The sequence below is a fragment of the Streptomyces sp. NPDC031225 genome, assembly GCF_055570355.1.
This window is the reverse complement of record NZ_JBVIHJ010000004.1, coordinates 1-23,786: the sequence shown is the minus strand read 5'-3', so window position 1 is coordinate 23,786 and position 23,786 is coordinate 1. Positions and strand designations below refer to the sequence as shown.

General features: G+C 71.1%; 22 protein-coding genes. 10 read left to right on the top strand and 12 right to left on the bottom strand.

Features of this window, described 5'->3' with window-relative positions; all coding sequences use genetic code 11:
- Positions 1-168 precede the first annotated feature (168 nt).
- Both ACZ48Z_RS07665 and ACZ48Z_RS07660 read left to right on the top strand, forming a co-directional pair.
- Complete coding sequence (locus tag ACZ48Z_RS07665) at positions 169-813, top strand: PhzF family phenazine biosynthesis protein (protein WP_468734895.1); 645 nt, start codon at positions 169-171, stop codon at positions 811-813.
- A gap of 112 nt (positions 814-925) precedes the next feature.
- Entirely contained in the window at positions 926-1,126 is a 201-nt protein-coding gene (locus tag ACZ48Z_RS07660; protein ID WP_468734894.1) for a hypothetical protein, read from the top strand.
- Positions 1,127-1,171: 45 nt separating this feature from the next.
- Here ACZ48Z_RS07660 and ACZ48Z_RS07655 read toward each other — a convergent pair whose 3' ends face one another.
- Both ACZ48Z_RS07655 and map read right to left on the bottom strand, forming a co-directional pair.
- A complete protein-coding gene (locus ACZ48Z_RS07655) occupies positions 1,172-1,819 on the bottom strand; it encodes a biliverdin-producing heme oxygenase (RefSeq protein ID WP_468735222.1) in 648 nt (215 codons plus the stop codon).
- Positions 1,820-1,947: 128 nt separating this feature from the next.
- On the bottom strand, positions 1,948-2,805 hold the full coding sequence (gene map / locus ACZ48Z_RS07650) for a type I methionyl aminopeptidase (protein ID WP_468734893.1): 858 nt from the start codon (positions 2,803-2,805) through the stop codon (positions 1,948-1,950).
- A gap of 58 nt (positions 2,806-2,863) precedes the next feature.
- On the opposite strand from map, the gene ACZ48Z_RS07645 reads away from it, so the two are divergent.
- Positions 2,864-3,091, top strand: coding sequence for a hypothetical protein (locus ACZ48Z_RS07645; RefSeq protein ID WP_468734892.1), 228 nt, complete (start codon positions 2,864-2,866; stop codon positions 3,089-3,091).
- A gap of 53 nt (positions 3,092-3,144) precedes the next feature.
- Here the strand turns inward: ACZ48Z_RS07645 and ACZ48Z_RS07640 are convergent, their stop codons facing one another.
- Positions 3,145-4,467 carry an MFS transporter gene (locus tag ACZ48Z_RS07640; RefSeq protein ID WP_468734891.1) on the bottom strand — a complete coding sequence of 441 codons (1,323 nt, stop codon included), beginning with the start codon at positions 4,465-4,467 and terminating at the stop codon, positions 3,145-3,147.
- Positions 4,468-4,606: 139 nt separating this feature from the next.
- Entirely contained in the window at positions 4,607-5,209 is a 603-nt protein-coding gene (locus tag ACZ48Z_RS07635; RefSeq protein ID WP_468734890.1) for a hypothetical protein, read from the bottom strand.
- 202 nt (positions 5,210-5,411) lie between these two features.
- Between ACZ48Z_RS07635 and npdG the strand changes: the two genes are divergently transcribed.
- Positions 5,412-6,116 carry an NADPH-dependent F420 reductase gene (gene npdG / locus ACZ48Z_RS07630; RefSeq protein WP_389107398.1) on the top strand — a complete coding sequence of 235 codons (705 nt, stop codon included), beginning with the start codon at positions 5,412-5,414 and terminating at the stop codon, positions 6,114-6,116.
- Positions 6,117-6,177: 61 nt separating this feature from the next.
- Positions 6,178-6,357 (top strand): hypothetical protein, encoded by a 180-nt coding sequence (locus tag ACZ48Z_RS07625; protein ID WP_468734889.1) that lies wholly within the window; start codon positions 6,178-6,180, stop codon positions 6,355-6,357.
- Here ACZ48Z_RS07625 and ACZ48Z_RS07620 read toward each other — a convergent pair.
- Complete coding sequence (locus ACZ48Z_RS07620) at positions 6,347-7,147, bottom strand: site-2 protease family protein (RefSeq protein ID WP_468734888.1); 801 nt, start codon at positions 7,145-7,147, stop codon at positions 6,347-6,349. The genes ACZ48Z_RS07625 and ACZ48Z_RS07620 overlap by 11 nt on opposite strands.
- A 495-nt stretch (positions 7,148-7,642) precedes the next feature.
- Here ACZ48Z_RS07620 and ACZ48Z_RS07615 point away from each other — a divergent pair, with 495 nt between their 5' ends.
- Positions 7,643-8,872: an RNA-guided endonuclease InsQ/TnpB family protein gene (locus ACZ48Z_RS07615; protein ID WP_468734887.1), complete on the top strand. Its 1,230-nt coding sequence runs from the start codon at positions 7,643-7,645 to the stop codon at positions 8,870-8,872.
- A gap of 46 nt (positions 8,873-8,918) precedes the next feature.
- Entirely contained in the window at positions 8,919-12,248 is a 3,330-nt protein-coding gene (locus ACZ48Z_RS07610; protein WP_468734886.1) for an AfsR/SARP family transcriptional regulator, read from the top strand.
- Between the two features lie 19 nt (positions 12,249-12,267).
- On the opposite strand, the gene ACZ48Z_RS07605 is transcribed toward ACZ48Z_RS07610, so the two are convergent.
- The 6 genes from ACZ48Z_RS07605 to ACZ48Z_RS07580 form a co-directional block, all read right to left on the bottom strand.
- Positions 12,268-13,095 (bottom strand): ABC transporter permease, encoded by an 828-nt coding sequence (locus tag ACZ48Z_RS07605; RefSeq protein ID WP_468734885.1) that lies wholly within the window; start codon positions 13,093-13,095, stop codon positions 12,268-12,270.
- Positions 13,092-14,117 (bottom strand): ATP-binding cassette domain-containing protein, encoded by a 1,026-nt coding sequence (locus ACZ48Z_RS07600; RefSeq protein WP_468734884.1) that lies wholly within the window; start codon positions 14,115-14,117, stop codon positions 13,092-13,094. Before ACZ48Z_RS07600 ends, ACZ48Z_RS07605 begins: the two co-directional genes overlap by 4 nt.
- Positions 14,118-14,259: 142 nt before the next feature.
- Entirely contained in the window at positions 14,260-15,480 is a 1,221-nt protein-coding gene (locus ACZ48Z_RS07595; protein ID WP_468734883.1) for an MFS transporter, read from the bottom strand.
- Positions 15,481-15,584: 104 nt separating this feature from the next.
- Complete coding sequence (locus tag ACZ48Z_RS07590) at positions 15,585-16,634, bottom strand: endonuclease/exonuclease/phosphatase family protein (protein ID WP_468734882.1); 1,050 nt, start codon at positions 16,632-16,634, stop codon at positions 15,585-15,587.
- Positions 16,635-16,883: 249 nt separating this feature from the next.
- The gene (locus ACZ48Z_RS07585; RefSeq protein WP_468734881.1) at positions 16,884-17,516 is read right to left on the bottom strand and encodes a TetR/AcrR family transcriptional regulator; all 633 of its coding nucleotides are present in this window, start codon (positions 17,514-17,516) and stop codon (positions 16,884-16,886) included.
- A gap of 97 nt (positions 17,517-17,613) precedes the next feature.
- A complete protein-coding gene (locus tag ACZ48Z_RS07580; RefSeq protein ID WP_468734880.1) occupies positions 17,614-19,200 on the bottom strand; it encodes an MFS transporter in 1,587 nt (528 codons plus the stop codon).
- A gap of 182 nt (positions 19,201-19,382) precedes the next feature.
- Between ACZ48Z_RS07580 and panB the strand changes: the two genes are divergently transcribed.
- Both panB and ACZ48Z_RS07570 read left to right on the top strand, forming a co-directional pair.
- A complete protein-coding gene (gene panB, locus ACZ48Z_RS07575; protein ID WP_468734879.1) occupies positions 19,383-20,249 on the top strand; it encodes a 3-methyl-2-oxobutanoate hydroxymethyltransferase in 867 nt (288 codons plus the stop codon).
- Positions 20,250-20,449: 200 nt separating this feature from the next.
- Positions 20,450-20,995: a VOC family protein gene (locus tag ACZ48Z_RS07570; protein WP_468734878.1), complete on the top strand. Its 546-nt coding sequence runs from the start codon at positions 20,450-20,452 to the stop codon at positions 20,993-20,995.
- A gap of 69 nt (positions 20,996-21,064) precedes the next feature.
- Here the strand turns inward: ACZ48Z_RS07570 and ACZ48Z_RS07565 are convergent, their stop codons facing one another.
- Complete coding sequence (locus ACZ48Z_RS07565) at positions 21,065-23,101, bottom strand: NAD(+) synthase (protein WP_468734877.1); 2,037 nt, start codon at positions 23,099-23,101, stop codon at positions 21,065-21,067.
- A 161-nt stretch (positions 23,102-23,262) separates the two neighbouring features.
- Between ACZ48Z_RS07565 and ACZ48Z_RS07560 the strand changes: the two genes are divergently transcribed.
- Positions 23,263-23,673: a hypothetical protein gene (locus ACZ48Z_RS07560; protein WP_468734876.1), complete on the top strand. Its 411-nt coding sequence runs from the start codon at positions 23,263-23,265 to the stop codon at positions 23,671-23,673.
- Positions 23,674-23,786 lie beyond the last annotated feature (113 nt).

Below are 23,786 nucleotides of genomic sequence, written 5' to 3'. Positions count from 1 at the left end.
GGCTTACCTGAGTGATACCGCGGGATGGCCTAAAACAGACACCAAGGGAAGGTCAAAGGAGATTCAAAGGTTCCGTTCCCCGTCATGCCCGGTGACGCAGATCACCGGCCGACCGCACCCGGCGGACGTGCGGAACCGGGACCCCCGCCGCAGTGTTTCAATCTCCCCGTGACTGATTACGACGTGCTGCGCGTCTTCTGCGCACCGAACGGCGGCTACGGCAATGAGCTGGGCGTCGTCCGGGAGGGGTCCGTGATGCCGGACCGGGACGAGCGGCAGGCGTTCGCCGCGAAACTCGGGTTCAGCGAGACCGTGTTCGTGGACGACCCCGAGCGCGGTGTCATCGACATCTACACCCCTTCCGTGCGGCTGGCGTTCGCCGGATATCCGTGCGTCGGGGCGGCCTGGCTGCTCGACGTGCCCGAACTCGTCACGCCCGCCGGAGTCGTCGGCACCCGGCTGGACGGCGAGTTCAGCTGGATCGAGGCGCACGCGGAGTGGGTGCCGCCGCGCACGCTGCGCCAGTACGCCACGGCGGCGGAGGTCGACGACCTGACCGTCCCGCCGCCCGGGGAGTGGATCTACGCGTGGGCCTGGGAGGACGAGGCGGCCGGCCGCGTCCGGGCCCGCGCCTTCCCGGGCCGAGGCGACGGTATCGACGAGGACGAGGCGACGGGCGCGGCGGCCCTGCTGCTGACCGACCGGCTGGGCCGCGCGCTGAACATCACTCAGGGCGCGGGCTCACAGCTCCTCACGGCTCCGCAGCCGGGGGGCTGGGTGGAGGTCGGCGGACGGGTCGTCCTGGAACAATGACCACCAGAGGGTCGTGGTCGATCGGGCGTCCGTTCGCGTGGTCCCGCGGGTGTGCGCGGCGACGAACGGGGACCTCTGGGCGTGACCACGGAGTCAACGTGAGCGGAAGACCATGCGTATCCGAGCAGCCCTGACCGCCGTCGCCCTGGGCGTCGCCCTGACCGCCGCCGACGCGTCATCCGCCGTCGCCGACAGCGGCCACCATCACTTCGGCGGGGACGACGACATCGTCTGCAGCCCGTACTGCGGCGCCATCGACCTCGCGCCGGGCGGGATCTTCTGGGGCGGCGCGCACTGCCACAACCACCGCTGACGCGGTACTGGGCCCCCTGCGTCCAGGGGGCCCGGCCGGCGGTCGTCACGCCGACAGCGGGAACTCCTCGCCCAGCGCCCGGAAGACGTTCGTGTTGAGTGCGAACGCCCGCTTGCACTCGGCCACGATCCGCTGCTTCTCCAAATCGTCCGCGCGCACCGCGTCCAGGAGTTCGCGGTAACCCCGCTTGAAGGCGGCCGGGTTGGGGATCTCCTCGAAGACGTAGAAGCGCACGCCGTCGCCCTTCTTCTCGAAGCCCCAGGTCCGCTCCACCCGGTCGCGGATGATCTGGCCCCCGGAGAGGTCGCCCAGGTAGCGCGTGTAGTGGTGCGCGATGTATCCGGCGGGCCAGGACCGCGCGCACTCGCGCACCCGGTCCGCGTAGACCCGCGTGGCGGGCAGCGCCGACACCTCCGCCCGCCACCCCGGGCCCCGAAGATGCGCCAGGTCCCGCTCCAGCGCCCGCAGCCGGAACAGCTCGGGCCGGATGAAGCCGCCCGCCACCGGGTCAGATCCCAGCTTCTCGGCTCCGGCCTCCAACGCCTCGTAGACGAACCACAGTTGCTCGGTGTAGCGCGCGTACGCCCCGACGTCGAGGCGGCCGCCCAGCAGGTCGCTCATGAACGTCGAGGTCTCCGCCTCCAGGTGCTGTTCGTGGGAAGCGGTGCGGATGAGTGATGAGAACGAGTCCACGGGCAGATCCATGGGTGGATTTTCTCTGGTTAGGCTTACCTAAGTCAATGGTTTGCCGACAGGTTGTCGGCAAAGGCGCACAAGAAAGGACCCGCCCCTCGGGGGCGGGTCCAGGCCCTGCTGACCTACTACGGCAGCGTGAGGATCTCCGCCCCGGTCTCCGTCACCACCAGCGTGTGCTCGAACTGTGCCGTCCGCTTCCGGTCCTTCGTGACGACCGTCCAGCCGTCGTCCCACATGTCGTACTCGTGCGTCCCGAGCGTCAGCATCGGCTCGATCGTGAACGTCATGCCGGGCTGGATGACCGTCGTCGCGTGCGGGCTGTCGTAGTGCGGGACGATCAGGCCCGAGTGGAAGGACGAGTTGATGCCGTGACCGGTGAAGTCACGGACCACGCCGTAGCCGAAGCGCTTGGCGTACGACTCGATGACCCGGCCGATGATGTTGATCTGGCGGCCCGGCCTGACCGCCTTGATCGCACGGGTCAGGGACTCCCGGGTGCGCTCGACCAGCAGCCGGCTCTCCTCGTCGACCTCGCCCACCAGGTACGTCGCGTTGTTGTCGCCGTGCACCCCGCCGATGTACGCCGTCACGTCCAGGTTGACGATGTCGCCGTCCCGGAGCACGGTCGAGTCCGGAATGCCGTGGCAGATCACCTCGTTGAGGCTTGTGCACAGCGACTTCGGATAGCCCCGGTAGCCCAGCGTCGACGGGTAGGCGCCGTGGTCGCACATGTACTCGTGCGCCACCCTGTCCAGTTCGTCGGTGGTCACCCCGGGAGCGATGATCTTCGCCGCCTCCGCCATCGCCCGCGCGGCGATGCGCCCGGCGACCCGCATCGCCTCGACGGTCTCCGGGGTCTGCACCTCCGGTCCGGTGTACGGCGTCGGCGCGGGCTTGCCGACGTACTCCGGGCGACGGATGTTTCCGGGCACGGAACGGGTGGGAGACAGCTCCCCGGGCACGAGCAACGACTGGCCAGACATGCCGACGAGTCTATCCAGCGCCGATGGGGGAACATGTCGGTGGCGAGAGGAGCAGGTCATGCCCTTGTTCAAGAAGCGCACGGTCGGCAAACCGGGCGAGTGGTACTACTGCCTGCAGCACAAGAAGGTCGAGGAGGGCCCGGAGTGCCCGGCCAAGGACCGGTTCGGGCCGTACACGAGCCGCAAGGAGGCCGAGCAGGCGATGGCGACGGCCCGCGAGCGCAACCTGGAGTGGGAGAACGACCCCAAGTGGCACGACGCCACCGCGAGCGCCGAGGACGACTGAGCGGGCCGCGACGGGTTCAGACGCGGCAGCCCCGCGTCTGATCACGTCTCCGTTCACGCCTCCATGGGGGCCGGCGCGGCTGCCTCACGCTGCTTCCGCAGCCGCGCCGCGTGCTCGTCCGTACGGACGTCGTACGCCATCAGCTTCGGCAGACAGAGCGCCAGCAGTCCCACGGCCCCCGCACACAGCAGGCCGCCCGACCACACCGACGTCCGCACACCCCACCACGCGGCGAAACCGCCGGCCCTGACCTGGCCGACGGTCGGCCCGACCGAGTACGACAGCAACTCGATCCCGGCGAGCCGCCCGCGCAGCTCGTCCGGGATCGTCTGGTTCCACATGGCCCCGCGGAACACCCCGCTCACCATGTCGCAACCCCCGGCCACGGTCAGGAACAGCAGCACCAGCCATACGTCGTCCACACTGCCGGCGGCCGCGATCGCCAGACCCCAGAGCGCGGCCGACAGCACCACCATCCGGCCATGGCGGTGGACCCGCGAGGTCCAGCCGCTGGTCAGGCTCACCAGCAAAGCTCCCAGGGGCACGCTCGCGTACATCAGCCCCAGCGACCACTCGGCGTCCAGCTCGTCCGCCAGGAACGGCAGCAGCGCGAGCGGCATCGCGAGGAACATCGCGGCCAGGTCGACGGCATAGGTACCGAGGAGTTCCTTGCGGCCCCAGGCGTACCGCGCTCCCTGCGCGATGGCCCTGAGTGACGGCTTGGCGGCCTCGTGGGAGGCGGGGGAGGCCGCGATGCGGACCATGAGGACGACCGAGACGACGAAGGTCAGCAGGTCGGCGCCGTACGCCCAGCCGAGGCCCGCGTAGGCCACCACCACGCCCGCCAGCGCCGGGCCCGCGACCCCGCCGACCGTCCAGCGGAAGGCGTTCAGCGAGGCCGCCGCCGGGAGGTGGTCGTGGGCCACGATCCGGGGCCACAGGGAGTCGAGCGCGGGGCGCTGCACCGAGACCAGGGCGGAGGAGAATGCGGCGACGACGTACAGCGGCCAGACGGTGGGGTGCGGGAGGAGGGCGTTGACCAGCAGGCCGACACTCAGCAGGCCCTGTCCGGCCTCCGTCCACAGGATCAGTTTCCGCTTGTCCCACGCGTCGGCGAGCGCGCCGCCGTAGAGCCCGAAGACGAGGAGGGGCACGAGTTCCACGGCCCCGATCGCGCCCACCGCCGCGGCAGAACCGGTCAGGTCCTTCAGCTGGACCGGCAGCGCGACGAACGTGAGGAAGCTCCCGAAGTTCGAGATCAGCCCCGCGTACCACAGCCGCCGGAAGTCCCGGGAGGCCCGCCAGGGGGCGAGGTCGGGCAGCATCGCGCGAAGGCCGGAGGGGCCGGAAGGGGGTTCGGGGACGTCGTCGGTCACGAAGGGCCATGGTCGGGGAGGGGAGCGGGGCGGGCAAACGCTTTTTGGACGGGGATGTTGTTTGCGCCGCTGCTGGTCGGTGGATTGGTGGGTGAGCCGCTCTGTGGCTCGCCGGCTGATCGGCTCAGCCACCCCCGTGTCACCAACCGGCCGGCGGCGGCGCCGTCAGGTGGTCTGCCAGCCTCGACAGGCGGTCCCGGAAACGCCGTTGGCCACGGGGTGCGGGCACGGCGTTCTCGCCGGCCGCCGCGCTCACCAGATGCTGCACGGTGTCCAGATCGAGATCGGTGGCCTCCGGCACGGCGAGCGACTCGTGGGCCATCGCGGCGAGTTCGCCCTCGCCCGGCCCGAGGGACAGGATCGTCGCCCCGGCCCGCCGGGCGTCGTGGACGTGTTCCAGCAACGGGGCGCCCGGCCCGGCCGGGGACACCACCAGCAGGGTCTCCCCGCGCCGGGCCGCCGCCAGCCGGCCCGGGCCGACCGACAGATGCGCGGGGTCGGAGGGCCGCGCGTCGTGCCGTACCAGCGTCGGGGCCAGCTCCGGAGTGCCCGACCAGGCCGCCTCGTCGACCAGGTGGGCCGCCAGGTGCCACGGTTCGTACTCCGGGGTGCCGACCAGCAGCAGGCCCCCGCCGTGCGACACCACCGACCCCCGCAGCACGCCCGCGAAGCGGCGGGTCGCTTCCAACCACTCGGTCCCGGCGAGCACTTCGCGCAGCAGCGCGACCCGTACGGCGTCCATGGCGTCGCATCCTGCCGCAAACGGCCCTTCGTGACCCGTGGTTCACCCCGGATTCGCCCGAACCGGGCAGCGAGACGGCCCGCCCCCGTGCGGCCCCGCACCGGCCCGTGCCCGCCGGCTGCGAGCGGAACGCGCCCCGAGGTCCCCGTGACGCGGCTCACCTGACCGGTCGGGTCCGGCGGGGCGCACGTAAAGTCGGCCCATGACCTCTACCGACAGTGCACAGAAGGCCCCCGCCAAGGACCCGTGGGACCTCCCCGACGTCTCCGGTCTCGTCGTCGGCGTGCTCGGCGGGACCGGCCCGCAGGGCAAGGGCCTCGCCTACCGGCTCGCCCGCGCGGGCCAGAAGGTGATCATCGGCTCGCGGGCCGCCGACCGCGCCCAGGCCGCCGCCGACGAACTCGGCCACGGAGTCGAGGGCGCCGACAACGCCGAGACCGCGCGCCGCAGCGACATCGTGATCGTCGCCGTTCCCTGGGACGGCCACGGCAAGACCCTGGAGTCCCTGCGCGAGGAACTCACGGGCAAGCTGGTCGTCGACTGCGTCAACCCGCTCGGCTTCGACAAGAAGGGCGCCTACGCGCTGAAGCCGGAGGAGGGCAGCGCCGCCGAGCAGGCCGCCGCGCTGCTACCGGACTCCCGGGTCGCCGCCGCCTTCCACCACCTGTCGGCCGTGCTGCTCCAGGACCCGGAGATCGAGGAGATCGACACCGACGTGATGGTGCTGGGGGAGGAGCGGGCGGACGTGGAGATCGTGCAGGCGCTCGCCGGCCGCATTCCCGGCATGCGCGGCGTGTTCGCGGGCCGGCTGCGCAACGCCCACCAGGTCGAGTCGCTGGTCGCCAACCTGATCTCGGTGAACCGCCGCTACAAGGCGCACGCGGGGCTGCGGGTCACGGACGTGTGAGCCGATGGGGGACACTGGTCGTCGTAGCGCTGCAGTGTCCCCCTGACAGGAGCCCGTGGAAATGCCCCGCCTCGCCCTCTACGCCCTCGCCGTCTGCCTCCTCGCCGTCGCCGCGGCGGTCGTGTCCTTCGTGCAGGGCAGCTGGCTGGGGATCGTGTGGGTGCTGCTGGCGGGGCTGTCGTCCAACATGTGCTGGTACTACGCGAAGCGCGAGAAGATCCGCAAGTCGGTCACCGGCTGACCTGGCAGAACTGGCTCGTGTCCTCCCAGAACCGGTACAGGTTCTGACCGCAGTACGTGTCGAGGTCGCTGATCCCGAGGCTCTTGAGGATCGCGTCGATGACGTCGAAGAAGGCGCTGTTGACCGACGGCACCCACAGCAGCGCGAACACGAACAGCAGGCCGAACGGCGCGAAGGGCTCCACCTGGCGCTTGATGCCGTACGACAGCCAGGGCTCGATGACGCCGTAGCCGTCCAGGCCCGGCACCGGCAGGAAGTTCAGCAGCGCGGCCGTGACCTGGAGCAGTGCGAGGAACGCGAGAGCGAACCGGAAGTCGCCCGGGACCCCGTCGAGGGCGTCCAGCCAGAACGGCGCCGTGCACACGACGGCGAACAGGACGTTCGTCAGCGGGCCCGCCGCCGAGATCAGACTGTGCCGCCAGCGGCCCTGGATCCGGTTGCGTTCGATGAAGACGGCACCGCCGGGCAGACCGATGCCGCCCATGATCACGAAGATGACGGGGAGCACGATGCTGAGCAGGGCGTGGGTGTACTTCAACGGGTTCAGGGTCAGGTAGCCCTTGGAACCGACCGTGATGTCGCCGCTGTGCAGGGCCGTACGCGCGTGTGCGTACTCGTGCAGGCACAGCGAGACGATCCACGCGGCCGTCACGAACAGGAAGACGGCGACGCCGGGCTTCTCGGCGAAGCCGCTCCACGTGGCCCAGCCCGTCACCGCCGTCACGGCGACGATCCCGAGGAAGACGGGGCTGATCCGTCGTTCGCTGTGGCGGGTGGTGGCGGTGGTCATGGGGCTCCCTGGACTGAACACGCACGCGGTGGGACTGCCCGACGGTACCGGGCACAGGTGAGAACGTCTCGCGGTGGGGCGCGGGTTCCGTGGAAGAGTGGACGATCCGCCGGACCACATCGGCCCGACAGCCGGCCTCGGCCGCCGCCCCGGCACATTCGATGACGGCGTGACCCGGATCGCCGGGACCCCGCACGCCGATATCCGCACCCGACACTCCGTGACCGGCCCCGGCCTCACCTGATTCTTGCGGGCATGCCTCGGCGTTCGTGCAGGGGAGCATTCGCATCCCGTGACGGCGACGCGGAGCGTGCCTGTGTCCGGTCTCCTGGGGCGCGGAGCGCCCGCAAGGCCGTCGAGGGAGCCAAAAAGCGAACGGGTGTACCTACAGTCGCCGGGTGGGGTGACGTTGCGGTGGTGGGGGTACGGGTGTGCGTGTGTCGCACGTACGGTCTCTTCCTGGGGTGATCGGGCGGGGCGTGGGAGGGGGATGTCGTGTCGGTGGTGAAGGAGGCCGGGGACGCCGGGCATGCCCGGTGGGCGTTTCGGCTGCGCGTGTCGTCGACTGCCGAGCGTGCGCTGCTGGCGGAGTGGGACCGGTGCCGGTGGATCTGGAACGAGTCCGTGGCCAAGTCCAGGCAGATCCACCTCTGGAACCAGAACCGCCCCGAAGGCACGGAGAAGGCGACGTGCGGTCCGGCCCAGCTCGACACGATGCTGACCGAAGCCCGCGCGAAGACGCCGTGGCTGCGTGAGGGCTCATCGGTTCCTCAGCAGCAGATCATCCGCGACTTCGGCAGGTCCCGTGCGAAGGCGCAGAAGGACATCAGAAAACGCCTGCCCCAGCAGCAGCGGGCCGGGATGCCCCGCTGGAAGAAGAAGCGCGAGGCCGAGCCCAGTCTGAACTACACCAAGCGCGGGTTCCGCCTCAGGGACGGGCGCCTGCACCTCGCCGGACACATCGTCCTGAGCGTGGTGTGGTCGCGGGACCTGCCCGCCGCACCGTCATCGGTGCGCGTGTACCGGGACAGCGTCGGCCACTGGTACTGCTCCTTTGTCGTGGCCGCCGAGGTGCAGCCGCTACCTCGGACCGGCGCGGTGATCGGGATCGACTGGGGTGTGAAGGAGACCGCGACCACTACCAGCGACACCCACGACCTGCCCCACGCCGGGTACGGGAACAAGACCCGGGTGAAGCTGAGTGGGTACGACCGGATGATGGCCCGCAGGAAGCCCGGGAAAGGACAGCCCGGATCGAAGGGCTACCGCGAAGCGAAAAAGTGGCGGGCGAAGGCGTACAAGAAGGCGGCCCGGCAGCGACAGGACACCGGCCGCAAGTGGGCCAAGAAGGTCGTGACAGACCATGACGCCATCGCGGTGGAGGACTTCCGTGCGAAGTTCCTCGCGAAATCGACCATGGCCCGCAAAGCCGCCGACGCGGCGATCGGCGCCACGAAGCAGGCCCTGGTGCAGATGGCCCGCAAGCACGGCAGGATCGTGCACCTGGTCCACCCCGCGCACACCACCATGGACTGCGGCCGGTGCGGAGCGAGAACCAAGCACGCACTGCCTCTCTCAGAACGTACCTACACCTGCACCGCGTGCGGAACCGTGTCCCCCAGGGACAAGAACTCCGCCCGTGTGATGCTCGTCCGGGCTGGTCTCAACCCGGCTGGTGCTGATGGCAGAAGACCTCCCGGGGCGCGGCTCCGGGAGGCGGTCTGAGCCAGGAATCCCCTCCGTTCACGGAGGGGAGGATTCAACAGAGACAATGGATTCCGTGCGCTATCGCATCCTCGGCACCACGCAGGCACTCCGCTCCGACGGCACGTCCGTCCCGGTCGGCGGGGCGCGGCTGCGTGCGCTGCTGACCGTTCTCGCGCTGCGGCCCGGCCGTACCGTCCCGGTGAGCGTTCTGGTGGGCGAGGTGTGGGACGGCGACCCGCCCGCCGACGCGACCGGCGCGGTGCAGGCGCTGGTGGGGCGGCTCAGGCGGGCGCTCGGGGCGGAGTCGGTGGCTTCCGTGGAGGGCGGCGGGTACCGGCTGACCGCGACGCCGGACGACGTCGACCTGCACCGCTTCGAGCGGCTCGCCGGTGACGGCACGCGGGCGCTGGCCGACGGCGACGCGGCGAAGGCGGCCGTGGTCCTGGACGACGCGCTCGCCCTGTGGCGCGGCCCGGCGCTCGCCGACCTGCCCGACCGTACGGCCGAGGCGGCCCGTGCCGAGGCCCGCCGCCTGGACGCCCTCCGCGCCCGGCACACCGCCGCGCTCGCCCTCGGCCACGCCGACCAGGCGCTCCCCGAGCTCACCGCCCTGTGCGACACCCACCCCCTGGACGAGCCCCTCCAGTCCCTGCGCCTGCGCGCCCTGCGCGACGCGGGCCGCACCGCGGAGGCGCTGGCGGCGTACGAGTCCGTACGGCAGCTGCTCGCGGACCGGCTCGGTGCGGACCCCGGGCCGGAACTGCGGTCGCTGCACGGGGAGTTGCTGCGCGCCCCGGCTACTGCCCCCGCTGCCGCCGCACCGCCCGCCTCCTCGTCGAGCCCCGCCACCACCCGCACTCCCTCCCCCTCCGTCGCCCCCGCACCTCCCGGCAACCTCCGTGCCCGTCTCACCTCCTTCGTCGGCCGGGAAGCCGACATCGAGGCGATCCGGGGTGACCTCGCGGCCGCGCGGCTCGTCACCCTGCTCGGGCCGGGCGGGGCCGGGAAGACCCGGTTGTCGCAGGAGGCCGCCGAAACCCTGGGGCACGCGACGCGGGACGGGGTGTGGCTCGCCGAACTCGCGCCGGTCGACGACCCGGACGCGGTGCCGGAGGCCGTGCTCACCGCCGTCGGTGCCCGCGAGACCGTGCTGTACGGCGCCGGTGCCGAGGCGATGCGGGCGGCCGGGAACGAGCGGCACGACGACCCCGTGGAGCGGCTCGCCGAACACTGCGGCAGGCGCCGCATGCTGCTGATCCTGGACAACTGCGAGCATGTCGTCGACGCGGCGGCCCGTCTCGCCGAGACGCTTCTGGAGCGCTGTCCGGGCCTGACGGTGCTGGCCACCAGCCGTGAACCCCTCGGTGTGCCGGGGGAGTTGCTGCGTCCCGTGGAGCCGCTGCCGGAGCCGGTCGCGCTCCGGCTGTTCGCCGACCGGGGTGCCGCGGCCAGGGCGGGCTTCCGCGTCGACGACGACGCCGAGGCGTGCGCCGAGATCTGCCGCCGTCTCGACGGTCTGCCCCTCGGCATCGAGCTCGCCGCCGCCCGGCTGCGGATGTTGACGCCTCGTCAGATCGCCGACCGTCTCGACGACCGTTTCCGCCTGCTCACCTCCGGCAGCCGTACCGTGCTGCCCCGGCAGCAGACGTTGCGGGCCGTCGTCGACTGGTCGTGGGACCTGCTCGACGAGGAGGAGCGGGACGTGCTGCGGCGCCTGTCGGTCTTCGCCGGTGGCTGCGGCCTCGCCGCCGCCGAGGCCGTGAGTGGTCCCGCCGCGCTGGAGTCGCTGGGCTCGCTCGTCGACAAGTCCCTTGTCGTGGCGGCCCCTTCGGGCGACGGCGAGATGCGCTACCGGCTCCTGGAGACCGTCGCCGAGTACGCGGCGGAGCGTCTGGACGAGACGGCCGGTGTGCGTGCCGACGCCGAGCGCGCGCATCTGACGTACTACCGCGAACTCGCCCGCACCACCGATCCGTTGCTGCGCGGCCCCCGCCAACTCGCCGCCATCGAGCGCCTGGAGCGCGAGTACGAGAACCTGCGCACGGCCCTGCGCAGGGCCGTCACCGACCGCGACGAGCAGGAAGGGCTGTGTCTGATCCTGTCGCTGGCCTGGTACTGGCAGATGCGCGACCTGCGTATCGAGGCCCGCAACTGGTCCCGTGAGGTCCAGGCACTCGGCCCCGACCCGTTCACCGAGCCCGTCCGCCCCGCCGCACCGGTGTGGGAGCGCTGCACGGACACTGCGCCGCCGTGGTCCGGCGAGGTCCTGGAGGAGGCCCGGCGCGGCGCCCATCTCATCCATCTGGCGTGTATGGACACCGAGTTGGACGCCTGGCAGAACCAGCACGCGCAGTCGAAACTGCGTGTCATCGCCGCCACCTACGAGCCGGGCATGGCGCAGACCTGCCGGATGCCGGGCTCCCTGTGGTTCTTCGCCATCATGCTCACCGGGGACATGGACCAACTGCGGGACGTCATCAGGGCGACCGTCGACACCTGCCGAGCCACCCCGGGCTACGAGTGGGAGCTCGCCGCCGCCCTCCAGTGGCGGGCCAACCTGCTCGCCAACCGCTCCGACTGGGCGGGCGACGCCATCCAGGACGCCGAGGAGGCGCTGGACATCTACGAGCGCATCGGCGACCTGTGGGGCACCGCCGAGGCGCTCTCCGCGCGCGCCGAGGCCCATGAGCGCAAGGGTGAGTGGCACGAGGCCGCCGCCGACTACGAGCGGGCGATCGAGCGGGCCGAGCACCTCGGTGCCCGCGCCCAGAAGTCGGTGCTCAACGCCCGGCTGGGCAGCACGCTGCTGGAGACCGGTGAGGCCGAGCGCGGTGAACGCCTGCTGCGCGAGGTGATCGCCGACCAGGACGGGGCCCGCAACGAGGCGATGCCCGCCGCCCGGATGTTCCTCGCGGGGCGGCTCGGCCTGACCGGCCGCATTCCGGAGGCGCGCGAGCAACTGAAGCTTCTGCGCCAGCAGTTCGGCATCGCCCACTTCGTCATCTTCGACGCCTTCATCCTCGGCTCGGAGGCCTGGCTTGAGGCCGTCGACGGCTGCTACGAGGAGTGTCTGACCCTGGCGCGCCGGGCGTTGGAAAGGTCCCAGGAGCCGCTGGCCCTGACCATCGCCCCGCACATGCGCACGATGTACCTGCACACCGCGGGGCTCGCCCTCGCCGGGGCCGACGGCGGTGCCCGTGCCCGTGACGGCGCCCGCTGCCTCAGCGCCGGGGACGCGCTGCTGCCGACCGGGCACGTCGCGACGAGCACCGAGCGCTCGGTGCGGAGCACGGCCGAGCAGAAGCTGCGCGCGGTACTCGGTGACGCGGCCTACGAGTCGGCGTACGCGGAGGGCGGCGGCCTCTCCCCGCGGGAGGCCGCCGCCCTGGTGTGACGCGCACCGGACCCGAAGGTCAGTTCTTCGTGCGGAACTTGTGGATCGCGTACGGTGCCGCGACCGCGGTGATGGCGGCCGACCAGCCGAGCGTCACCCACAGGTCGTGGGCGACCGGGCCGCCCACCATCAGCCCGCGGGCCGCGTCCGCGAGGGTGGACAGCGGGTTGTAGTCGGTGAAGTGCTCCAGCCAGCCCGGCATGGAGTTCGTCGGAGCGAAGATCGACGAGCCGAACTGCAGCGGGAACAGCACCAGGAAGCCCATGGCCTGCACGGACTGCGCGTTCTTCAGGACCACGCCCAGGGTGAGGAACACCCACATGATCGACGAGGCGAACACGGTGGCCAGACCGACCGCCGCGAACAGTCCGCCCCAGTGGTTGATGTGGAAGCCGACCAGGACGGCGACGATCATGAGCACGGTGGTCGCGAACAGCATCCGCAGCAGTTCCACGGAGATCTTCGCGAACAGCACCGAGCCGCGGCCGATCGGCAGGGACCGGAAGCGGTCCATGACACCGGAGTTGAAGTCCTGGCTGAAGCCGGTGCCGACGCCCTGGGACAGCGTCATGCTCATCATCGCGATCATGCCGGGGATGACGTACTGCACGTATCCGCTCTGCCCGCCGCCCAGGGCCTGCCCGATCGAGCCGCCGAAGACGTACACGAACAGCAGCGTGAAGACGACCGGCATCAGCAGCGCGTCGAACATCGACTCGGGGTCCTGCCGGATCCACAGCAGGTTGCGGCGGACGAGGGCGCCGGTGTGCCGCAGATGGCTGCGCAGCGGGATCCGGGCGTCGGTGTCGAGTGGAGTGGGGGTGGCGGTGGCGGGTGCGGCGCTCATACGGCGACCTCCTCGCGGTTGTCGGCGGGCAGGGTGTCCTGCGGGGCACTGGCGCGGTGGCCGGTGAGGGACAGGAACACCTCGTCCAGGCTGGGCAGTTCGGTGCTGATGGAGGAGAGGGTGATGCCGCGCGCGGTGACGGCGCCGACCACGGCGGTCAGCTGCTCGTCGCTGAGGATCGGGACGACGACGGTGCCGCTGTCGGTGTCCACGGCGCTGGTGGCGAGCCCGGTGATGCCGAGCTCGTCGATCCAGCCGGCGAGCGGGCGCAGTTGCTGCGGGTCGACGGGCCGTACCCGCAGCGAGCGTCCGCCGACCTTCGCCTTGAGCTCCTCGATGGCGCCGTCGGCGATGACCTTGCCGTGGTCGACCACGGTCAGTTCGGAGGCGAGCTGCTCGGCCTCCTCCATGTACTGGGTGGTCAGCAGGACGGTGACGCCGTCGCCGACCATCCGCTTGACCTCGTCCCACACCTCGTTGCGGGTGCGCGGGTCGAGACCGGTGGTGGGCTCGTCGAGGAAGAGGACCTGGGGGCGCCCGATCATCGAGGCCGCGAGGTCGAGCCGGCGCCGCATACCGCCGGAGTAGGTGCTCGCCGGCCGCTTCGCGGCGTCCGTCAGCGAGAACCGCTCCAGCAGCTCGTCGGCCCGGGTGCGGGCCTCCTTGCGGGGCAGGTCGAGCAGCCGCCCGATCATGTACAGGTTCTCCCAGCCGGGCAGCTTCTCGTCCACCGAGGCGTACTGCCCGGTGAGTCCGATCACCCGCCGCAGCTGCCGGGGCTGCCGTACGACGTCGTAGCCGGCGACGGTCGCCGCCCCGGAGTCGGGGGAGAGGAGAGTGGACAGGATTCGTACGAGGGTGGTCTTACCGGCGCCGTTCGGCCCGAGCACACCTCGCACGGTGCCCTCGCGCACGTCCAGGTCGACGCCGTCCAGCGCCTTGGTCTCGCCGTAGTGCTTGACCAGCCCCCGCACGGAAACGGCGGAGTCCCCGCTCTTGGGGTTCTTGTCGATTCGCGTCATACCGAGGACGGTGCCAGCCGCCGCCGACAAACCACCGACAGGTCGCCTACAGGGGCCTGCAGGCCGCCGACAGGCCGGACGGGCCCGGCATCGAGAAGGGGCGCCCGGTGGTCACCGGGCGCCCCCTTCGTCGTACGACCGGTCAACGTCGTGCGGTCTCCATCTGCTCCGGCAGATGGGCCGCGACCAGGCGCTCCCGGCCGGGGGACACGCCCCCGCGGCGGCGGTCCACAGCGGTGGCCACGCCCGCGACCCCGAGGCCGAGCACGGCCAGTGCCGCGCCGGTCAGTGCGGGGGACGTCACGCCGAGGCCCGCGGCCAGGGCGAGGCCGCCGATCCAGGCGCCGCCGGCGTTGGCCAGGTTGAAGGCGGCCTGGTTGGCGGAGGAGGCCAGCGACGGGGCGGCCGACGCCTTCTCCATGACCATGAGCTGGAGCGGGGAGCCGGTGATGAAGGCCGCGGTGCCCAGGAGGACGACGGCCACCGCCGCGCTCCACGGTGTGGACATCAGCAGCGGGAACAGGGCGAGGACCACGACCAGCGAGGTCAGACCGCCGAACAGGGTGCCGCGCAGCGAGTGGTCGGCGAGCCGTCCGCCGAGCAGGTTGCCCGCCGTCGCGCCCACGCCGAACAGGGCGAGGAGCAGCGTCACGCTGGAGCCGGCGTATCCGGCGGCGTCCGTGAGCATCGGCGTGATGTAGCTGTACGCGGCGAACAGCGCGCCGAAGCCGGCGACCGTCGTGCCGAGCGCCAGCCAGACCGGGAGGGACCGCAGGGCGGCCACTTCGCCGCGCAGGCCCACCCGGGGCGCGTGCGCGTGGTCGTGCGGGATCAGCAGGGCGAGCGACGCTATCGCCGCCAGGCCGATCGCGCTGACGCCGAGGAAGGTCGCCCGCCAGCCCAGGTGCTGCCCCATGAGGGTGGCGACGGGCACGCCCGCGATGTTGGCGAGGGTCAGGCCGAGGAACATCAGGGACACCGAGCGGGCCTTGCGTTCCGGCGCGACCATGCCGGTGGCGACGACCGCGCCGACACCGAAGAAGGCGCCGTGCGGCAGTCCGCTGACGAACCGCGCGGCCAGCAGCCAGCCCTCGCCGGGGGCGAAGGCGGAGGCCGCGTTGCCGGCCACGAACAGTCCCATCAGTGCGATGAGGACCGTACGGCGGGACATGCGGGCGGTGACCGCGGCGAGCAGCGGGGCGCCGATCACCACGCCCAGCGCGTACGCGGAGACCAGGTGGCCGGCGGTGGGGATCGAGATGTTCAGGTCGTCGGCGACGTCGGGCAGCAGGCCCATCATCACGAATTCGGTGGTGCCGAGACCAAAAGCGCCGACGGCCAGTGCGAGCAGGGCCAAGGGCATAGAAGAGCCGAGCCTTTCAGGGGAGAGCGGAGTTCCGTACCAGTTTATGTTCAAGTACGGAACAAATACTCCCCGGCCCGCTATTCCAACGGGGTCCCGGCAGGTTACGAGGACGTGGCGATGTTCACACGCGCGGCCACCGGCAGATGGTCGCTCCCCGTCTGCGGCAGCGTCCACGAGCTCACCGGCTCCACGCCCTGCACCATGATCTGGTCGATCCGCGCCATCGGGAACGACGCGGGCCAGCTGAACCCGAAGCCGCTGCCCGCCGCGCCCTGGGTGGAGCGCATCTGCGAGGTGACGGCGTTGAGCGCGCGGTCGTTCATCGTGCCGTTGAGGTCGCCCAGCAGGATCTTCCTGGGGAGCTTCTCGTCCGCGATGGCCTCACCGAGCGCGTTGGCGCTCTTGTCGCGCTGCCGGGCGGTGAACCCGGCCGCCAGCTTCACCCGTACGGACGGCAGATGGGCGACGTACACCGCGATCCGCCCGTCCGGCGCGGTCACCGTGGCGCGCATCGCCCGGGTCCAGCCCAGCTTGATGTCGACGGCCTGCACACCGGTCACCGGGTACTTGCTCCACAGCCCGACGGTGCCCTCGACGGCGTGGTACTTGTACGTCGCCGCCAGCGCCTTCTCGTACACGGGTACGGCCGCCGTGGTCAGTTCCTCCAGGGCCACCACGTCCGCACCGGAGGCGGCCACGTCCCGGGCGGTACCGGCCGGGTCGGGGTTGTCGGCGTTGACGTTGTGCGTGGCCACCGTGAGATCGCCGCCGGTGGCGGACTTGTCGGAGAGCAGCCCGCCGAAGAGGTTCAGCCACACGACCGCCGGGAGCAGCACCGCGATCAGCGCGGTGGCGGACCTGCGGACGAAGCCGAGCACGAGCAGCACCGGGACGAACACGCCCAGCCAGGGCAGGAAGGTCTCGGTGAGGCTGCCGAGGTTGCCGACCGCGTTCGGGATCTGCGCGTGCAGCAGCATCACCAGGGCGATGACCACCGCGAGCGCGGCCAGGACCAGCCCGCGGCGCCAGATCCGCCGGTCACCGCGCCAGCCGGAGACCGAACGGCCGAGCAGGCGCCGGAGCCGGTCTCTCTGGCGCTCGGGTCCCGAGCCGCCGTCCGCCGTCTCCTTCACGTACGCCTGCTGCGCCATACCGTCGCCTCACTACCTGCCGTGCACACCGTTCACCCTGTTGCCGTGGGGTGTCAGGCACCCCATAAGACCCTAGGGGATGATCGGCTTTCATCTCGTCGTCCCATGACGACCGTACGGGGGCGATGACGTACAAGTCGGCTTCCCGGGTTCCGGGTTCCCGAGGGGAAAGCGCCCTCTGTGACGCAACGCGCACACGCGGGCCGCCGGGGCCGGGGACGTGCGCCGGGCCGGGAACCGACTCCGGGGCTAGGAACTGACGGGCCGTAGCCCTTCGAGCACGGTGTCGACGATCTGCTCCGACAGGCCCTCCGGCAGGTCGCCGTCGGGCTGCATGATCGTGCGGAAGAGCATGGGGCTGACGAACATGTCGTTCATCAGCTCGATGTCGATGTCCGTGCGCAGCTCGCCGTTCTCCTGACCGCGCCGCAGGATCTCGATCTGGAGCCGGCGCCGGGGCGCGACGACGATCGCGTGGTACGCGGACCAGACCTTCGGGCTGCTCTTCATCTGGGCGTGGACGTTGTGCAGGAGGGCGGAGGAGCGCCTCAACAGCCCGCGCCGGCGCAGCTGTTCGAGAAGGGCCACGAGGTCGTCGCGCATGGAGGTGCCGGGGAGGTCGATGTCCGGCGGCTCGGCCGCGCGCACGACGTCGACGAAAAGCTCCTCCTTGCCGCTCCACCGACGGTAGATGGCGGCCTTGCCGACGCCGGCGGTACGGGCGATCCGCTCGATGGACAGCTCCGACAGCGGCATGCCGTCCTCCAGGAGCCTGACCACTCCTTCGAGGATGGCCCGCTCCACCGCCTCGCTCCGGGGCCGGCCCCTGACCGACCCGGCCGGCACGTCGGAACTCGGCGGAACACCGGCGAGGCTGCTCACGTCACTTCCGTCCTCTCACTTCGCTGAGGTGATTCTCCCCCGCGTACGAGCCCGCCGACGCCCCGCGGCCCCCCGCGCCCCCACCCCCGGGCACGCCTCACTCCGTGACGGTGACCAACTCCTGCTCGTCCGAGCCCTTCTGAGGATCCGCCGGCCGGCCGGGCAGGAACAGCGCCACGACCAGGGCGCCGACCACTGCCACGCCCGCTCCGCACAGCGCGGTGACGTGCATCGCGTGCAGGAAGGCGTCGTTGGCCGAACCGACCAGGGCGTCGCCCCGCGGACCGAGCTTCTCGGCGACGCCGAGGGTGGCCTCGATGGACTCGCCCGCGGTGTGCCGTACGCCTGCCGGAACCACGCCGAGCTTGTCCTCGATGCCGTTGCGGTAGGCCGTGGAGAGCACCGAGCCGAGGACGGCGATGCCGAGCGCGCCGCCGACCTGGCGGAAGGTGTTGCTGAGCGCGGACGCGGAGCCGGCCTTCTCGCGCGGCAGGGCCTGCATGATGACGACGCTGGTCGGCGTCATGATGTGCGCCATGCCGGTGCCCATGAGGAAGAAGATCACCTCGAGGAGCCAGATCGGCGTGTCGGCCTCCAGCGTGGCGAACGCCATCAGCATCGCGGCGATCAGCAGCATGCCGCCGGTGGTCGTGGCCCGGTTCCCGAAGCGGTCGACGACCAGCCGGGCCCGCGGTGCGAAGACCAGCTGCGCCACTGCCAGCGGCAGCATCAGCAGTCCGGTCTGCAGCGGAGAGTAGCCCCGCACGCTCTGGGTGTAGAAGACCGAGAAGAAGGTCACGCCCATCAGCGCGAAGAACACCAGCCCTATGGCGCCGATCGCGGCCGAGAAGACCTTGTTCTTGAAGTAGGTGACATCGATCGACGGGTGGTCGCTGCGCTTCTCGAACACCACGAACGCGACGAGCACGGCGAGACCGGCACCGATGGTGGCCAGTACGGTCGCGTCCGTGAAGTCGGCGAGCTGGCCGCCCTTGATGATGCCGTAGACGAGCAGGACCAGTCCGATGACCGACAGCACGACCCCGACGGGGTCGAGCCGGCCGGGGTTCGGGTCACGGGAGTCGGGCACCAGCCACAGCATCAGGCCGAGGGCGAGCACCACGATCGGCACGTTGATGAGGAAGACCGAGCCCCACCAGAAGTGGTCGAGGAGCACACCGCCGGTGATCGGCCCGATGGCGATGGCGAGTCCGACGCCGCCCGCCCAGATGCCGATGGCCTTGGGCTGCTCCTCGCGCTCGAAGACGTTCATGAGCACGGCGAGGGTGGCGGGCATCACGAAGGCGGCACCGAGGCCCATCAGCGCGCGGAACGTGATGAGCTCGCCCGGCGAACCCGAGGAGGCCGCGAGTGCGGAGCCGACGCCGAAGACGACCAGCCCGCCGAGCAGGACCTTCTTGCGGCCGAGCCGGTCGCCGAGCAGGCCCGCGGTGAACAGGAGACCCGCGAAGACCAGGGTGTAGGCGTTGATCGCCCACTCCAGCTCGCTCTGGGTGGCGCCGAGGCCGGTCGGGGCGGGCGTCGAGATCGTCTTGATGGCGACGTTCAGGATCGAGTTGTCGAGCACCACGATCAACAGGCTCAGCATCAGCACGCCGAGAATCGCCCAGCGGCGCCGGTGCACCGCTTCCGGTACGCGGGAATCAGGGACTGCGGTAGTCATAGGGGCGAGCGTAGCCCTATTACGATACGGAACCGTCTCGTATCGTAAATCCTTTACCGAGACCTTACGTGCCTGAACGGTCACACCGACCGCCTCTGGCCCTCCCTGGCACGAGGTGCCACCATGGAGGTGATCCGGGGACGCCGTGAGGGTGCCTCGAGATGACGTAAGGAGCCGTTGCAATGACGCAGCTTTCGGCTGTCCACAGCAAGCCTTCCGACGGCAGCAAGGCGCTGTACGGAGGGAAGGGCACCCGCCGCATCACCGTCCGGGACATCGCCCTCGCCAAGGAACGCGGCGAGAAGTGGCCCATGCTCACCGCCTACGACGCGATGACCGCGTCCGTCTTCGACGAGGCCGGCATCCCGGTCATGCTCGTCGGCGACTCGGCGGGCAACTGCCATCTCGGCTACGAGACCACCGTGCCCGTCACGATGGACCAGATGACCATGCTGTCGGCGGCCGTCGTACGGGGCACCTCGCGCGCCCTGATCGTCGGCGACCTGCCCTTCGGCTCCTACCAGGAGGGCCCGGTGCAGGCGCTGCGCTCGGCGACCCGCCTGGTCAAGGAGGCGGGCGTCGGCGCCGTGAAGCTGGAGGGCGGCGAGCGCTCGCACGAACAGATCCGGCTGCTGGTCGAGTCCGGCATCCCGGTCATGGCCCACATCGGCCTGACCCCCCAGTCCGTCAACTCCATGGGCTACCGCGTCCAGGGCCGTGGCGAGGAGGCGGCCCAGCAGCTGCTGCGCGACGCCAAGGCCGTCCAGGACGCGGGCGCGTTCGCGGTGGTCCTGGAGCTGGTCCCGGCGGAGCTCGCGGCCGAGGTCACCCGGGTCCTGCACATCCCGACCGTCGGGATCGGCGCCGGTCCTGAGACCGATGCGCAGGTCCTCGTCTGGACCGACATGCTCGGCCTCACCGACGGCCGGGTCCCGAAGTTCGTCAAGCAGTACGCCAACCTGCGCGAGGTCATGACCGGCGCGGTGAAGGCCTTCGCGGAGGACGTCGTCGGCGGGACGTTCCCGCTGGAGGAGCACTCCGTCCACTAGGGCCGACAGGCCCCTGGGCCGACGGCCCGTCAGAGCCATAGCGGCACCAAGCGCCCCGCCGATCTTCCCCCGTCGGCGGGGCGCCCCGTTTTCCGGATCGTCTGCTTCCAGATCAGGAACAGACTCACTACGTCTAGGTCAGGAACAGACCTACTGCGCGCTTAGCGTCGTCGGCGACCGACGTCAGCGAAGGGGCCGACATGACCGAGCAGACAAGCGCAGCGCCCAAGGGGTACACCACTGTCGCCCCCTGGGTCGTCACCGACGACACGGGAGCCTTCCTCGACTTCGTCACCGAGGTGTTCGGGGGTGTGGAGCTCGGCAGGGTGGCCACCGAGTCCGGTGCGATCGGCCACGGCGAGATCCGGATCGGCGACACGGTCGTCCTGGCCTTCGACCGGGGCGTCGACTGGCCGGTGATGCCGAGCCTGCTGCGGGTGTTCGTCGAGGACGCGGACGCCACGTTCGCCAGGGCCCTGAAGGCCGGTGCCGTGGTGGTCACCTCCCTTGCGAACGACGCCTTCGGGCAGCGCGGCGGCCGGATCAAGGACCCGTTCGGCACCATCTGGTGGGTGGTCGCCCACGTCGAGGACGTCTCCGAGGAGAAGATGTGGAAGCGGCTTCGGGAGCCCGGGTACGCGGAGGTCATGCGGGTGGCGCAGGAGACGTTCGACGCGGAGATGACGGGACGGGGGAGCGGGCGCAGCAGCGCGCCGGTCGCCCCCTCCAGCCCGTCCGGCCTTTGAGGACGAGGCCCCTTGAGGGCCGATGGGGGTCTGGGGGCGCAGCCCCCAGGGACGCGCGCCCCGACCGGCCTAGTCGAACCGCTCCAGGTCCCGCAGCCACGCCCGCGCAGAGCCGTCGCTGGGCGCCCGCCAGTCACCGCGCGGCGACAGCGACCCGCCCGCGGAGACCTTCGGCCCGTTCGGCATGGCAGAGCGCTTGAACTGAGCGAACCCGAAGAAGCGCCGGCAGAACACCTCCAGCCACCGCCGGATCTCCGGCAGGTCGTACGTGCCGCGCTTGGCCCCGGGGAAGCCCGGAGGCCAGGCACCGGCATCGACGTCGTGCCAGGCGTGCCAGGCCAGGAAGGCGATCTTCGACGGCCTGAAGCCGTACCGCAGCACATGGAAGAGCGTGAAGTCGTGCAGCGCGTACGGCCCGATCTTGGACTCGGTGGACTGCATCTCCTCGCCCGGTACGAGCTCCGGGCTGATCTCGGTGTCGAGGATCGCGGCGAGCGTCTCGCCGGTCTCCTCGTCGTGCTGGCCGCTGCTGATGACCCAGCGGATCAGATGCTGGATCAGCGTCTTCGGCACACCCGAGTTGACGTTGTAGTGGCTCATCTGGTCGCCCACGCCGTACGTGGACCAGCCGAGCGCCAGCTCGGAGAGGTCACCGGTGCCGAGCACGATGCCGCCGCGCTGGTTGGCGAGCCGGAACAGGTAGTCGGTGCGCAGCCCGGCCTGGACGTTCTCGAAGGTGACGTCGTACACGGGCTCGCCGGCGGCGAAGGGGTGGTCCATCTCCTGGAGCATCAGCCGCGCGGTCGGTGTGATGTCCAGCTCGGCCGCGGTGACGCCGAGGGCGGCCATCAGCTTGTGGGCGTTGTCCTTGGTGTGGTCGCTGGTGGCGAAGCCCGGCAGGGTCCAGGCGAGGATGTCGCTGCGGGGGCGGCCCGCGCGGTCCATCGCCCGGGCGGCGACGATCAGCGCGTGCGTGGAGTCGAGGCCGCCTGATACCCCGATGACCACCTTCGGGCCGCCGATCGCCGCCAGCCGCTGCTGCAGTCCGGCGACCTGGATGTTGTAGGCCTCGTAGCAGTCCTGGGCGAGCCGCTCGGCGTCGGCCGGCACGAACGGGAACCGTTCGAGGCGGCGCTTGAGGCCCAGGTCGCCCGACGGCGGGTCGAGCTCGAACGACACCGTCCGGAAGTCCCCGGTGCGCGTCCGGTGGGTGCGCCGGTTCTCGTCGAACGTGCCCATCCGCATCCGCTCCTGCCGCAGCAGGTCCAGGTCCACGTCGGCCACCGCGTACTCGTCGCCCTGCGGGAACCGCTCCGTCTCGGCGAGCAGGACGCCGTTCTCGTAGACCATGGCCTGTCCGTCCCAGGACAGGTCGGTGGTCGACTCGCCGAGTCCGGCCGCCGCGTAGACGTACGCGGAGAGGCAGCGGGAGGACGCCGAGCGGCACAGCAGCTTGCGGTCCTCGGCCCGCCCGACCGTGATCGGGCTGCCGGACAGGTTGACCAGGACGGTCGCACCGGCGAGGGCGGCCTCCGCGCTGGGCGGCACCGGCACCCACATGTCCTCGCAGATCTCCGCGTGCAGGACGAGACCGGGGACGTCGGCCGCCTCGAACAGCAGATCCACGCCGAACGGCACGCTCTCGCCGCCGACCCGGATCGACCCGCCGCGCTCGTCGGCGCCGTCGCCGATCTGCCGACGCTCGTAGAACTCGCGGTAGTTGGGCGGGTACGACTTCGGTACGACACCGAGGACCCGGCCGCGGTGCACGATCACCGCGCAGTTGTAGATCCGGTTGCGGTGGCGCAGCGGGGCCCCGACGACCAGCACCGGGAGCAGCTCGGCCGACCCGGCGACCACCTCCCCGAGGGCCGTCTCGACCTCGTCGAGCAGCGCGTCCTGGAGCAGCAGGTCCTCGATGGAGTAGCCGCACAGCCCCAGCTCCGGGAAGACGGCGACGGCGACTCCCTCCTCGGCGCACCGGCGCGCGTGGCGCAGTACCGCTTCGGCGTTGGCGGGCGGGTCCGCGATGACGGTGTGACCCGTACACGCGGCGACGCGTGCGAACCCGTGCTGATAGATCGACCAGAAGTTCAAGGCAGGCACACGGGCAGTGTAATCGTCAGAGCGACGCAATGTGGGGGTGGGATGTGTGGGTCACTTCACGGGAGGCGGGACGGCCGCCAAGGTCATCAGTGCTTGAAGGTCGGGTAAGGATCCTCCGCCACCCATTGCCGTATTGTCATGAACTTGTCTTGAATAAGGGCATGAATCATGATGATGCGGGCCGGACGGCCCGTGGAGCGCGCTGGGGCTGGTTCCTGGGCTGGGCCCTCGTGGGCGCATGCGGCGGCATCGGTCTCGCCGCGATCCTGACGGTGGGGGCGGCCTTCCTCGCACTCGCCGCCGCGGCCGCGGTGTTCCTGCTCCGCAAGGGGCCCCGGCGCGCTGTGGTGGGAGCCGTCTCAGGAGTGGCTCTGCCGCTCTTCTACCTCGCGTACCTGAACCGGGGCGGCCCGGGAGACGTGTGCCGGTCGGTGTCGGGCGGGCAGACCTGCACCGAGGAGTACACCCCGGTCCCGTTCCTCGTCATCGGGGCCCTGCTGCTGGTCGCCGGCGTCGTGATCCACGTGATGGCCGGCCGGGTAGGGGGAGGCGACCGCGTGGCGGAACGGTAGGGGACCGGCACACATCAGGGGCCCGGGGGGGGGGGGGGGGGGGGGGGGGGGGGGGGGGGGGGGGGGGGGGGGGGGGGGGGGGGGGGGGGGGGGGGGGGGGGGGGGGGGGGGGG

Bases quoted from the DNA above. Each gene is read 5' to 3' on its own strand.
- ACZ48Z_RS07660 (WP_468734894.1), top strand. From the start codon at position 926: ATGCGTATCCGAGCAGCCCTGACCGCCGTCGCCCTGGGCGTCGCCCTG.
- map (WP_468734893.1), bottom strand. From the start codon at position 2,805: ATGTCTGGCCAGTCGTTGCTCGTGCCCGGGGAGCTGTCTCCCACCCGT.
- ACZ48Z_RS07645 (WP_468734892.1), top strand. From the start codon at position 2,864: ATGCCCTTGTTCAAGAAGCGCACGGTCGGCAAACCGGGCGAGTGGTAC.
- ACZ48Z_RS07635 (WP_468734890.1), bottom strand. From the start codon at position 5,209: ATGGACGCCGTACGGGTCGCGCTGCTGCGCGAAGTGCTCGCCGGGACC.
- npdG (WP_389107398.1), top strand. From the start codon at position 5,412: ATGACCTCTACCGACAGTGCACAGAAGGCCCCCGCCAAGGACCCGTGG.
- ACZ48Z_RS07625 (WP_468734889.1), top strand. From the start codon at position 6,178: ATGCCCCGCCTCGCCCTCTACGCCCTCGCCGTCTGCCTCCTCGCCGTC.
- ACZ48Z_RS07620 (WP_468734888.1), bottom strand. From the start codon at position 7,147: ATGACCACCGCCACCACCCGCCACAGCGAACGACGGATCAGCCCCGTC.
- ACZ48Z_RS07610 (WP_468734886.1), top strand. From the start codon at position 8,919: ATGGATTCCGTGCGCTATCGCATCCTCGGCACCACGCAGGCACTCCGC.
- ACZ48Z_RS07605 (WP_468734885.1), bottom strand. From the start codon at position 13,095: ATGAGCGCCGCACCCGCCACCGCCACCCCCACTCCACTCGACACCGAC.
- ACZ48Z_RS07600 (WP_468734884.1), bottom strand. From the start codon at position 14,117: ATGACGCGAATCGACAAGAACCCCAAGAGCGGGGACTCCGCCGTTTCC.
- ACZ48Z_RS07595 (WP_468734883.1), bottom strand. From the start codon at position 15,480: ATGCCCTTGGCCCTGCTCGCACTGGCCGTCGGCGCTTTTGGTCTCGGC.
- ACZ48Z_RS07590 (WP_468734882.1), bottom strand. From the start codon at position 16,634: ATGGCGCAGCAGGCGTACGTGAAGGAGACGGCGGACGGCGGCTCGGGA.
- ACZ48Z_RS07580 (WP_468734880.1), bottom strand. From the start codon at position 19,200: ATGACTACCGCAGTCCCTGATTCCCGCGTACCGGAAGCGGTGCACCGG.
- panB (WP_468734879.1), top strand. From the start codon at position 19,383: ATGACGCAGCTTTCGGCTGTCCACAGCAAGCCTTCCGACGGCAGCAAG.
- ACZ48Z_RS07570 (WP_468734878.1), top strand. From the start codon at position 20,450: ATGACCGAGCAGACAAGCGCAGCGCCCAAGGGGTACACCACTGTCGCC.
- ACZ48Z_RS07560 (WP_468734876.1), top strand. From the start codon at position 23,263: ATGAATCATGATGATGCGGGCCGGACGGCCCGTGGAGCGCGCTGGGGC.